This window comes from Methylomonas subterranea (assembly GCF_024505185.1).
Classification (GTDB): Bacteria; Pseudomonadota; Gammaproteobacteria; order Methylococcales; family Methylomonadaceae; genus Methylomonas; species Methylomonas subterranea.
This window is the reverse complement of the sequence record NZ_JANIBJ010000015.1, coordinates 17081-29383: the sequence shown is the minus strand read 5'-3', so window position 1 is coordinate 29383 and position 12303 is coordinate 17081. Positions and strand designations below refer to the sequence as shown.

General features: G+C 56.5%; 10 protein-coding genes. 6 read left to right on the top strand and 4 right to left on the bottom strand.

Going from position 1 to position 12303, the window contains the following annotated elements; all coding sequences use genetic code 11:
• Nucleotides 1-167 precede the first annotated feature (167 nt).
• From NP590_RS09520 to NP590_RS09495, 6 genes are all read left to right on the top strand, one after another.
• Complete coding sequence (locus NP590_RS09520) at nt 168-692, top strand: RcnB family protein (RefSeq protein ID WP_256602142.1); 525 nt, start codon at nt 168-170, stop codon at nt 690-692.
• 103 nt (nt 693-795) lie between these two features.
• Nucleotides 796-1488 carry a phosphate regulon transcriptional regulator PhoB gene (phoB, locus tag NP590_RS09515; RefSeq protein ID WP_256602141.1) on the top strand — a complete coding sequence of 231 codons (693 nt, stop codon included), beginning with the start codon at nt 796-798 and terminating at the stop codon, nt 1486-1488.
• Between the two features lie 5 nt (nt 1489-1493).
• Entirely contained in the window at nt 1494-2768 is a 1275-nt protein-coding gene (gene phoR / locus NP590_RS09510; RefSeq protein ID WP_256602140.1) for a phosphate regulon sensor histidine kinase PhoR, read from the top strand.
• 88 nt (nt 2769-2856) lie between these two features.
• Nucleotides 2857-4248, top strand: a complete 1392-nt coding sequence (locus NP590_RS09505; protein WP_256602139.1) for a cytochrome ubiquinol oxidase subunit I — start codon at nt 2857-2859, stop codon at nt 4246-4248.
• Between the two features lies 1 nt (nt 4249).
• Nucleotides 4250-5398, top strand: a complete 1149-nt coding sequence (gene cydB / locus NP590_RS09500) for a cytochrome d ubiquinol oxidase subunit II (protein WP_256602138.1) — start codon at nt 4250-4252, stop codon at nt 5396-5398.
• Nucleotides 5399-5442: 44 nt separating this feature from the next.
• Nucleotides 5443-7809 (top strand): phosphoketolase family protein, encoded by a 2367-nt coding sequence (locus NP590_RS09495; RefSeq protein WP_256602137.1) that lies wholly within the window; start codon nt 5443-5445, stop codon nt 7807-7809.
• Nucleotides 7810-7950: 141 nt separating this feature from the next.
• Here the strand turns inward: NP590_RS09495 and NP590_RS09490 are convergent, their stop codons facing one another.
• The 4 genes from NP590_RS09490 to NP590_RS09475 are packed head-to-tail and all read right to left on the bottom strand — an operon-like array spanning nt 7951 to nt 11823.
• Nucleotides 7951-9378 carry a cation:proton antiporter gene (locus tag NP590_RS09490; protein WP_256602136.1) on the bottom strand — a complete coding sequence of 476 codons (1428 nt, stop codon included), beginning with the start codon at nt 9376-9378 and terminating at the stop codon, nt 7951-7953.
• Nucleotides 9379-9436: 58 nt separating this feature from the next.
• Nucleotides 9437-10060, bottom strand: a complete 624-nt coding sequence (locus NP590_RS09485) for a DUF4166 domain-containing protein (RefSeq protein ID WP_256602133.1) — start codon at nt 10058-10060, stop codon at nt 9437-9439.
• 3 nt (nt 10061-10063) lie between these two features.
• The gene (locus NP590_RS09480; protein WP_256602131.1) at nt 10064-10537 is read right to left on the bottom strand and encodes a DUF2269 family protein; all 474 of its coding nucleotides are present in this window, start codon (nt 10535-10537) and stop codon (nt 10064-10066) included.
• Nucleotides 10534-11823, bottom strand: coding sequence for an NAD(P)H-binding protein (locus NP590_RS09475; protein ID WP_256602129.1), 1290 nt, complete (start codon nt 11821-11823; stop codon nt 10534-10536). The genes NP590_RS09480 and NP590_RS09475 overlap by 4 nt, the downstream gene beginning before the upstream one ends.
• Nucleotides 11824-12303: the final 480 nt, after the last annotated feature.

Below are 12303 nucleotides of genomic sequence, written 5' to 3'. Positions count from 1 at the left end.
GCGGCGAGAGCTGTCTCTTAAAATGCGCCCGGCCATTATCAATCGGTAGTGGACCGGGCGTATTTTTTTCGGATACCCAATATTTCCTGGCGGCAAGACAAGAAATTCCGATGGCGTAACCCCGTTTAATGTTAGGCTTTTGCTTTAACGTTGTTTTGGAGGTTGCCATGATGAATTTCCGCAAACCCTTTGGCTGGACTATCGTCCTGTTGCTTGCCGGTGTCATGACTGGCGCGCCGGCATGGGCGGAAAAGCCCGATAAGGCGGGCGGCGGTAAGCCGCAGCAAAAATCGCATCCGCAAAAACGGCATGAGCAATATGATCAGCGCGAGCGTCGCCAGGATGCTGACCGCGGCCAAGCTAAACAGCGGGAGATGGGCGGTTTTATGGAGCATCAAGGTGCCGTCATCAGGGATTTTTATGCCCATGAGTTTCGCGCCGGCAAGTGTCCGCCGGGTTTGGCAAAAAAGAACAATGGTTGCCTGCCGCCGGGACAGATAAAGCGCTGGGAGATGGGCCGACCTCTGCCGCGCGATCTGGTGTATTACGATTTGCCCGCCAGCCTGATTCGTCAAATTGGTTATCCGCCCACCGGTTACCGCTACGTCAGAGTCGCTAACGATATTTTGATGATCACAATAGGCACCGGCTTGGTGGTGGATGCCATTGCCGATCTGACGGGCATGCCTTAGTTTGCGTCGAGTTCATTTTTTGCCTGGGTCGGTGATTGTCATAAAAGGGTAATATGGCATTGTTAAATTCCCAGGCTGCTTAGGCTACAACGCAAAAATTATTATGTTGAATTTAAATATCCTGGTCGTGGAAGATGAGGACGCCATCAGGGAAATGTTGGTAATGGTTCTGGAGCAGGCTGATTTCCAGGTGACAGCCGCCGCGAGTGCCGAGGAGGCCTTGCGGCTGCTGGCGGAAAGCCGGGTCGATTTATTGGTGCTGGATTGGATGCTGCCCGGCATCAGCGGAGTTGAATTGGCCAGGCGCCTGAAACGCGAAGCCGGGTTTAAGGATCTGCCGATAATATTGCTGACGGCTCGGGGCGAGGAAGAGGATAAAATTCGCGGTCTGGAAATCGGCGCCGATGATTACATGACCAAGCCGTTTTCCCCCAAGGAGTTGGTGGCCCGCATCAAAGCCGTCATGCGGCGCAGCGGCAAGTTGAACGATACTGGGCAATTAAGCGTGGGCGATCTGACGTTGGACGCGGAGCAGCACAGACTGACCATAGGCGGCAGAACTCTGGATGTTAGCCCCACCGAGTTTAGATTGATGCAGTTTTTCATGACCCATCCGGACAAGGTTTACAGTCGAACCCACTTGCTGGACCAAGTCTGGGGGCGTAGCGTTTATATCGAGGAGCGTACCGTGGATGTGCATATCCGCCGCCTGCGCAAATTGTTGGCCGAATTTGACCGGGAGGATTTGATCCAGACCGTGCGGGGCTTCGGTTATCGTTTTTCCATGGCGGGATGAGTTTGATGGATCGATGGCAAAGAGAAATCAAGATTGTCGTTGCCCTGATTCTGCCGGCGTTGCTGTTGAGTTATTTTATCGGGCATCTCAGTCAGATCCTGTTGTGCATCAGCGTGTTGTTATTGATCCGTCAATCGATGGCCATCAACGAACTGGAAAGTTGGTTGCGGCGGGGAGCTTTCAGGGATTACCGGGATCGTAAAGGTATCTGGGCCGATATTTACTACCACCTGTGGAAAATCAAAAAAACCGACAAAAAGCGCAAGAAGAAACTCAGCCGGATGATAGATCAATTCCGCACTTCCACCAATGCATTGCCGGACGCGGCGGTGGTGTTGGGCGAGTATGCCGAGATCGAGTGGACCAATAAGGCGGCGCGCGAAGTACTGGGTCTGAAAAGATCGGACAAGGGCCAGCGCATTCCCAACCTGATTCGCGCACCACAGTTCGTGCAATTTCTGAAGGCCCGGGACTATCAGCAAAAAATCTGCATCAATTCCCCCGTCAACGACAGCATCATGCTGCAAATCAGCATTGTGCCCTATGGGGCTGGCCTGCGTTTGCTGTTGGCGCAGGATGTCACCCAAATCAAAAACATGGAGCGAATGCGGACGGACTTCGTCGCCAATGTATCGCATGAGTTGCGCACCCCGCTGACGGTGCTAAAGGGTTATCTTGAAACCTTGCTGGAAATGGATGATGTGCCTAGGGGTGTGGCGCGGTCGATTGAAAAAATGGCGGCCCAGACCGAACGCATGCAGCATCTGATTGACGACCTGTTGATGCTGGCCAAGTTGGAAACCAAAGCCAAGAAGTTCGAATGCGTGGCCATGCGCGATTTATTGGAACAGATTTGCCACGAAAGCGATTTGTTGGAAAAAGATGAACGCCGCATTGAGTTGACCATCGCCACCGAAAGCAATTTGCAAGGGGATGCCCAGGAATTGCAAAGCGCCTTCACCAATTTGCTGGTCAATGCCTTGAAATATTCGCCGGCCTCGTCGCCGGTGAAAGTGCTTTGGCAGAAAAAGGTCGACGGCTCCGTGTATCTGGAGGTTGAGGATTTCGGCGAGGGCATAGCCGCGGCGGATATTCCCCGCATTACCGAGCGCTTTTATCGCGCGGAAGTCAAGCGTAACCATAAGGTGGTGGGAACCGGCTTGGGTCTGGCGATCGTCAAGCATGTGCTGGTCAGGCACGACGCCAAATTGGAAGTGGATAGCCAGCAAGGCAAGGGCAGTCGCTTCCGCTGCCTGTTTCCCGCGCAACGGGCCTGTTGAACAATACCGTTCCAGGCGAAAAAATCCCCGTCAAGCAAACCGATGTCTCTATAATTGCCGCCACGAGTAACAGTGACAAGAGGCTGGAATGATTTCGGAAACCGTGGTCGAACTATCGCGCTGGCAGTTTGCGATAAGCGCGATGCTGCATTTTTTATTCATCCCCTTGACCCTGGGCTTGGCGTTATTGCTGGCCTTGCTGGAATCGGTGTACGTCGCCACCGGACGGCCGATTTACAAGGAAATGGCGAGGTTTTGCGGGCGGATATTCGCGATTAATTTCGTGCTGGCGGTGGCGACCCGTGTCATCGTGGTATTCCAGTTCGGCATGAATGGTTCGTATTTTTCACATTATGTCGGCGATATCTTTGCGCTGCCCTTGGCCATCGAGGCCGTCAGTGGTTTTTTTCTAGCCGCGATTTTGTTCGGACCGTATTGGCTGGGTTGGGAAAAAATGGGCCGAACCCAACATATGCTGCTGACTTGGCTAATGGCCTTGGCGGTCAATCTATCCGCATATTGGGTGTTGGTGGCCAATGGCTGGATGCAAAATCCGGTCGCCGCCAGTTTTAACTATCAAGCCTATCGGATGGAATTGACTGATTTCGGCCAGTTGATCGGCAATGCCGCCGCCCGGGCCAAGTATCTGCACACGGTGGCGGCCGCTTATGTTGTCGCCATGGCGACCTTGATGGGTATCAGCGCCTATTGGTTGCGTCAACAACGTCATCGGCAGCTGGCGGGACTATGCTTCAATTGGGCCGCCGGGATTGGCGTGGTGGCGATAGGGCTTACCGTTGGCCTGGGCGATGCCACGCCCGACATCGAACATCCGGTACAACAAGCCAAGCGGGCGGCCATTCAGGCGGAACCCTTGGCCAATCTGCTGCCGGACATCGAGGCGCGGATCCGTAGCGGCATCAGGGCCTACGAATTGTTGCAGGTGTTGCGCGACGACATCAGGCAGCCGGAATTACTGGCGGAATTCGAAGTGCATAAAGCCAATCTGGGTTACGCCATGTTGTTGACGCCTTTTCATAAAACCATCCTGGCGGCCAATGACAAACACATCGGAATGGCCGCCGCATCGGCTCTGCCGGCCTATCCTGGCTTGCTGCGTTGGAGTCATGCCCTCATGGTTGCCTGCGGGATTTTGATCGCGCTGTGGTTTGTATTGGCGGGAGTTTATGGGCTGCTGCTTAAAACTGTGCCGGGCTGGTTGCTCAATGTAAGCGTGTATCTGGCTCCCTTGCCCTGGTTGGCATGCATGGCCGGTTGGTTTGTGGCCGAAGCCGGCAAGCAGCCCTGGGCGGTTGCCGGCCTGTTGCCGACCTTTATGAGCGTGTCTTCCCTGTCGGTGTCGCAGTTGGTCATCAGCGCCTTGGGTTATGGCTTGGCCTACGCGGCCTTATTGGCGGTGGGTCTGTATCTGCTGCGGCAAGCCTTGCAAAACCCCAACCTCAGTCAGGCGGGAGTTTGATATGGCACTGGATCTGGAAAGTTTGCGTTTGATTTGGTGGGTCCTGCTGGGTTTGATCGTGCTGGGGCTGGCGCTGTGCGAAGGACTCACGCTGGGCGTGATCCTGTTGTTGCCGGTACTGGGCACGGTTGAACGGGACCGCGGACGGTTGATCGGCGGCATAGTGCCGGCCAGCATGGGAAATCTGGCCTGGTTGGTGGTGATGGTGGCGGTTTTGTTTGCGGCGTGGCCCGGTGTCTACGCGGTGGCCCTGGCAAGTTTATATCCGCTTTTGTTGCCGACCTTGCTGACATTATTATTGCGGCCGCTGGCCCTGTATTTCCGGGCCGATTGCACGCGGGCCGCCTGGTACCGCCATACCCATAAAATTTTGGCCGCCGGCGCACTGGTACCCGCCAGTTTGTTCGGCTTGTCGATTGGCAATCTGTTAAAAGGCATCCCGTTCCATTTGGATAGCGACATGCGCATCCTGTTTTTGGGCGATTTTGCCGGCCTGTTCAATCCGTTTTCGCTGTTGGTGGCAGCGGCCTGCGTGACATTGCTGGCAATGTACGGCGCGCTGTTTCTGCAGCTCGGGACCGGCGATGAACTGCAAACGCAAGCCAAGGTAATGGTTATGCGCGCCGGCGTGGCTTTTTTGTTGTTCTTCGCGGCTTCCGGCCTGTGGATCACCCATTTGGAGGGCTACCACATCACATCCGATATTCTGCCAAACGGCCCATCCAACCCCCTGAGCAAGTTCGTCAAGCGCGGGGAGGGTTTGTGGCTGGATAATTACGAACATGAGCCCTTGCTGTGGAGTGTGCCGGTGCTGGCTTTCTTGGCCGCGATTGCCGCCGTCATACTCTCCAAGCGGGATAAAACCTATTTCGCCATGATTGCAGGCTCGCTGTGCGTCACCATGACGGTACTGACCTTCGGTGTCTCGATATTTCCCTTTTTGTTGCCATCCAATATTTCCCTTAACAGTTCCTTGACGATTTGGGACAGCAGCGCCAGTCGACTGACGCTACAAACCCTGTTATGGATAACGGCCGCGGCGCTACCTTTGATGCTGATCTGCAGCCGCTGGCTGTTGGGTTTTTCGGCTCAAGCAAGCGCGGACCTAGAAACTTCCGAAGCGGCAAGCGGAACGCTTGCCAACTCATAAATGCGATTACCCGTGAATTGTTTTTTCGACCGAGGATGCCCGATATGACAAATGCGCCCCTTTCCGTGCAAGAAACCGAAGCCTTGAATGCCTATTGGCGAGCCTGCAATTATCTGGCCGCCGGTATGATCTATTTGCGGGATAACCCCTTGTTGAAACAACCGTTGAAGCCCGAGCACATCAAACAGCGGCTGCTGGGGCACTGGGGAGCCAGTCCCGGCCTCAGTTTTACTTACATTCACCTCAACCGCCTGATCGCCAAGTACGATTTGAACGCGATTTTTCTGGCCGGACCCGGCCACGGCGCGCCTGGCGTGTTGGCGCCGGTCTATCTGGAGGGTACCTACAGCGAGATTTATCCCAACAAAAGCGAAGACGAAGAAGGGCTGTTGAATTTTTTTAAGGAATTTTCCTTTCCGGGCGGTATCGGCAGCCACTGCACGCCGGAAACCCCGGGCTCCATCCACGAGGGCGGCGAATTGGGTTATAGCATAAGCCACGCGTTCGGCGCCGCCTACGATAACCCGGATTTGCTGGTGGCGGTCGTGGTCGGCGACGGCGAGTCCGAAACCGCGCCCTTGGCCACTTCCTGGCATTCCAATAAATTCCTCAATCCTATTCGCGACGGCGCCGTGTTGCCGATACTGCATCTCAACGGCTACAAGATCAACAACCCCACGTTGCTGTCGCGCATCAGCCATGAAGAGCTGGAGAATTTATTCAAGGGCTACGGCTGGCAGCCGTTTTTTGTGGAAGGCAGCGATCCCATGCAGATGCACGCCAAAATGGCGGCGGCCATGGAAGCCTGCGTGTTGGAGATACGCCGCATCCAGGACGAGGCGCGCGGCAGCGGCAAGGCGGCGCGGCCGCGTTGGCCGATGATAGTATTGCGTTCGCCCAAGGGCTGGACCGGCCCCAAGGAAGTGGATGGCCGCAAAGTGGAAGGTTTTTGGCGTTCTCATCAAGTGCCGTTGAGCGGGGTGCGGGAAAATCCCGCCCATCTGGCCCAGTTGGAAGCCTGGCTGCGCGCTTACCGGCCGGAAGAATTGTTCGACGCCAACGGCGGCCTGTTGCCCGAGCTGAAGGCCCTGGCTCCCAAGGGCCCGCGTCGAATGAGCGCCAATCCGCACGCCAACGGCGGCCGCTTGCGCAAGGCGCTGCGGATGCCTGATTTTCGGGACTACGGCATCGAGGTCGCCAAGCCCGGCACCGCCAGCGCCGAAAATACCAGGCCGCTGGGCAAGTTTTTGCGCGACATCATGCGGCAAAACATGCAGAATTTTCGGGTATTCGGCCCGGATGAAAACAGTTCCAACAAACTGGACGACGTTTATCAGGCCAGCAAGAAAACCTGGCTGGCCGATTATCTGCCGGAAGATGCCGACGGCGGCGAACTGGCGCCCGATGGCAGGGTGATGGAAATGTTGTCCGAACATACCCTGGAAGGCTGGCTGGAAGGTTATCTGCTGACCGGTCGGCACGGTTTCTTCTCGACTTACGAAGCCTTTGTGCATGTGATCGACTCCATGTTCAATCAGCACGCCAAATGGCTGGCCATGTCCAAGGACGTGCCGTGGCGGGCGCCGGTATCGTCGTTGAATTTGTTGATTACCTCCACGGTCTGGCGGCAGGACCACAATGGCTTTACCCACCAGGATCCGGGTTTTCTGGATCTGGTGGTAAATAAAAGCCCGGCGGTAACCCGCATCTATCTGCCGCCCGATGTGAATACCCTGCTGGCGGTCAGCGATCACTGTCTGCAAAGCACCAATTACATCAATGTCATCGTCTGCGATAAACAGAAGCATCTGCAATTTTTGGACATGGATGCGGCGATCAAGCATTGCACCAAGGGTATAGGCATTTGGGAATGGGCCAGCAACGACAACGGCGCCGAGCCGGATTTGGTGATGGCCAGCGCCGGCGACATTCCCACCAAGGAAGCCCTGGCGGCAACGGTGATGCTGCGGGAATATTTTCCGGACCTGAAGGTACGCTTCGTCAACGTGGTGGACTTGTACAAGCTGAGCCCGGCGGGAGAACACCCGCACGGCCTGTCGGACAAGGATTTCGACAGCCTGTTTACCCTGGACAAACCGATACTGTTCAATTTCCACGGCTATCCCTGGCTGATCCACCGCTTGGCCTACCGGCGCAACAACCACAAAAACCTGCATGTGCGCGGCTACAAGGAAAAAGGCAGCATCAACACGCCGCTGGAATTGGCCATTCAAAACGAAATCGACCGTTTCAGCCTGGTGATAGATGCCATAGACCGGGTGCCGGCGTTGAGAGTGGCCGGTGCCCACGTTAAGGAAAGAATGCGCGACATGCAGATCGAATGCCGCAATCATGCCTATGAATTCGGCGCCGATTTGCCGGCGGTGGATCAGTGGGTGTGGCCGTATTGAGCGAAATTGGCGATTGCGGGCGTGGCCTGCATATAGTCCACCGCCTTGCCGTTAAACCGGCGAAGTTCGGCCATAACGCGGCATTCAAAGGCTTTGGCGCATGGCGGTGGATGTAGGGTACGCACTGCGTACCTTGCCCGGCTATGCGGGGCCGGCGTTTTTTTGCGAGTCCGGCACCAGGATGCCCAGCAGGGGGCCGGTCATCAAGGTGGTAAGCAGCGCCATCATTACCATCATCGTAAATATGGTCGGGGTGATGATGCCCAGATCGTAGCCGATATTCAGGGCGACGAGCTCTACCAGTCCGCGGGTATTCATCAGCGCTCCTATCGCCAGCGATTCGCGCCACGTGGAGCCGGACCAGCGCGCGGCGGCGGCGCTGCCCAGGAATTTTCCGCTAATCGCCACCAGAATGATGGCGCCGCAGACTAACCAGGAGTCGCTGTCGTCGAGCAGGCCAATTTGCGTGCGCAGGCCGCTGAGGGCAAAAAACAGCGGCAGCAGAACGATGGTGCTGAAACTTTCGATGCGGACCGCCAGTGCCTCGCGGAACGCCGTGTTCTTGGGAACGACGACGCCGGCCAGAAAGGCGCCGAACAGCGCGTGTATGCCGATGGCTTCCGTCAACAAGGCGGAAAAAAATGCCGTGCCCAAAGTTGCCGCTACCACGCCCTTGCCGCAAAGCTTTGCGTTGCCGGCGCGGCCGGATATCCAGCGACTCAGCAACGGCCGGATGACAAGCAGCATCAGCGCAATATGCAAGCCGCAGAGTCCGGCCGTCATCAAGGCGTTGGTGATTGCGCCCTGTTGGGAAACAGCCGCCACCACGGCCAGGCCGCACCAGGCGGTCAAATCGTCGACCGCGGCGCAAGTCAGCACCACGGTGCCCAGCGGGGATCGGCTTAAGCCGCGTTCATGCAGCATTCTGGCCAAAACCGGAAAAGCCGTGATGCTCATCGCGATGCCCATGAACAGACAGAATGGGGTAAAAGCGATGCCGGCCGGCGCATAATTTTGGTATAGCGCGAGCGAGAGCAGCGAACCCAGCAGGAAGGGCAGGATGATGCTCGCATGCGAGATGATGACGGCCGAACGGGCTTTTTTGCTCAGCACTTCGGTATCCAGTTCCATGCCGATGACGAACATGAACAGGATCAGGCCGATTTGGCTCAACAGGCCCAGATTGGCTAGCGAAGTCGGTGGAAATAGCAAGGCGGCGGCATCGGGCCAGAACAGGCCCAGTACCGACGGGCCGAGCAGTATGCCGCCTATCACTTCGCCTATGACTTCGGGCTGGCGCAGTAGCCGCATGATTTTTGCGCAGCAGCGGGTAAGGGCGATAATCGCCAAAATTTGCAGCAGCAAAACAGCCAGCGGGCTGCGCAGATTCTGAAAAAGCCCCGCGCTCGGGTTGCTGGCGGTAGCGGCGGTACCGCTAGCCGGGGAGCTAAGACTGGCTTGGTCCACCGCGCCAAGCGAAAGAATCAGCCACAGCGCGGCGGCGAACAGAAGCAGGCCCAGGGCATAGACGGCGAACCGGCTATCCGGGTGTTTAAGTTCTCCGTTCATATTGTTATTACACACCGAGCCATATACAAATCGTTAACCGTGGATTCGTCTATGATCCCTAATTGTCGCGTTGAAGGCAATCAACGCCACTAATTGGCCGGTCGGGGTAATGAAAATTTCCCCGGTAAGCATAGGTTTCGCCCCATAGCGGGTGCCGGATCGTAAAGTCCAGATAAAACTCGTGTTCGGACAGCGCCTGTTCGCGGATGCTGGCCGAGCCCAGCAGCAAGCAGTCCGGAATGTTTAAGCGGAATTTGCCACATTGCCAGAAATGGCCTTGGCTATGGTAGAGCAAGTCGCCGTTGCAAACCTCCACCTTCAGGCACAAACCGAAGCCGAAGCCTATGGTTTCGATCAATTCATGCGCCGCCGTAAAATGCATTTGCGAGCGGAAATAATCGCTTTTGCCGTCCGGATAGGTCATCGTTCTTTGCCAGTGCAATATCCCGCCGTCGGCGCCTTTGTCGACTTCAGCCAGTACCGCCGGGCCGCGCCAAAGTATCAGGCCGCCGAACAGGTGTATCAGCCAGACCAGCGGATACAGATAGCCTGGATAAGCAATCTCCATCCTGCCTTGCAGGCGGCTTTGTTCTCCACCGTTGATTTGATAATGCCGTTGAATGACGGCCGGCAGTTTATGCCAGTCTTCGCCCAATACTCGTTCCATTAGTGAAATAGGCATGGCTTAGCTCCAGAGCGAATTGTGGAAAATCATCAACGTGGTGATGCCTATCATGCCGAAAAAAGCCGGCACGCCCAGCCACAACCATATTTTCGAATAATAGCTGTAAAGATAAGGCAAGGGGCGGCCCTGAGCCAGGGAATCGGCGGCGATGTCGCGCATGCGGATTTGCAACACCACCACCGGCAGCCAGCACAAGCCGGTCAACAAATACAGCACCACCGTCCACCACAACCAGCCGTCGCCGAAGGAAGCCGACAATTGGTCGGCCAGCAGTATGCCGGTCAAGGGCTGGATAATGACGGTGGGTGTGGTAAACCACCAATCGGCCAGCACCACATGCTTGCTGGTTACCGCGATTGCCGCATGGTCGCGGCTTTTATCGGTCATGACTTTGTAAAACACCGTGCCTGAGCCCAGGCCGAACAGGACGATGGCACTGAGGATGTGGATCAATTTCAAGCTTAAATACATCATGGCTTTTCTCCTTCCAGCTGTCTGTAAATCAACAGACAGATTAAAAACGGGATATTTTTCAGCAAGGGCCCGAACGGGTGAAACACGAATTCCGGCAGGCGCAGGGCCACTACGACGCTGTAAGCCAGTACGAGCCAAAATTGCCAGAGCATCAGACGACTTGAATGAAAGCGCGCCAGGGTCGCCAGCCCCAAAACGATGTCCAGCGCCGCCAGTCCGTACAAGGTCAGCGGCGCGCCGATACCGGTTATGCCGGTGTCGGCCAGCAATTGATAGCTGAGTTCGTGAGGATAAAACAGCAGCGAGGTGATGCCGCTCCACAGCCAGACCAGGGCGATGCTCAGGCACAGCAAGGGTCTGAGGAAATACAAACCCGCGTGCCAACGTTCCGCCTGACTGGCCGGCTTTTCGAACAGTTGCGACGCCATGCTCAGCGGCGGACGCCCCAATAATTCCGCGACAGGCCCCGAAGCGGCGCTATTGCCCCGGCTCAGCATGGCGATGTTGTCCTTGTTCAAGATCGGTTCGCCCAGCCATTTACCCAAGCCCGCTGCGGACAGGGCGCAACTGTAGGGAATGGAAAAGGATGGCGCCGGCGGTTTGCCCAGGCGGCGTCTCAGCGCTTGCAGCCAATCGGCGTAGGCAATGGGCGAGGGGCCCACCAAGGCCACGGTTTTTTGCCCGCCGACAGCCGGGTCGAGGCAGCGGCACACGGCGGCGGCCACATCGTCCACCTGTATGGGTTGCAACAACTGGCGGCCGCCCTCCGGTAGCAGATGCACCGGCAATGCCGCCAAGGCATTAAACAAACCGCCGCTTTGCGCGCCATCGCCGTAGACGATGGACGGCTGCAACACAAACCAATCCAGCGGCAAGCCGCGCAACGTGTCGTCGGCGGCTTTTTTACTCAAATGGTAGGCGGATTCGGCGTGCCCGTCGGCGCCCAGCGCCGAGAGTTCCACGATTTTCTTAACGCCGGCTTGGGCGCCGGCCCGGAACAAGGCGGCGGGCGCACGTGCGTGCAATTGGGCAAACGAAGTCCCCCCGCTTTCCGCGATGATCCCCACGCAATTGACGATAGCATCTACGCCGTTCAAATGCGGCAGCCAATAGTCCTCGCTGTCCGCCGACGTGAAATCGACAGGCAAAGGTGTAATGTCGGGGCTGGCGATCGGCAGGCGGTCGGGTCGGCGGCAAGAGGCGCTGACTTGGTGGCCTTGCCGCAGCAAGGCGCGCAATATCGCGTTGCCGATGAAACCGGTGGCGCCGGTCAACAGAATATGCATGGCCGCCCCCATTTTTGCTGTTGAACGTGGATGAAAAGCCGCGCCGGTTCGAGCGCTCGCCGCGGCTGTATCGATAGCATGATCATGGTGTTGCTCCCTTAAATTGATGACTGGCGGGAGTAGATTGGCCGGCGCGGGCGGCGGGCGCTTCCGGAAAGGTAAGACAGGAACAAGAATTTCTAAGGCGAACGAAAAATTATTTTTATCAAAGGGTTACGTGCTTGCAAAATGATAAAAAAGGAAGGCGGGAGGTCGATTAACGGCGTATTCAGATCAAAACCGCCGCCGATTTAGATACAAACCCCGCCGGATTTTGAACGCTGGAGAATTGTTAAGGGTTTTCGGTTACCTGCCGTTCAACGTATGGCGGTCTTTACGACAACACTTGCGGCTGCGACTTCGGCTTCGCCGTAGCCATGAAGATGTGAACGTCTGCTATGAAGATATGCTAAATCGCAGATTCGGCTGCTTTGCGACTTT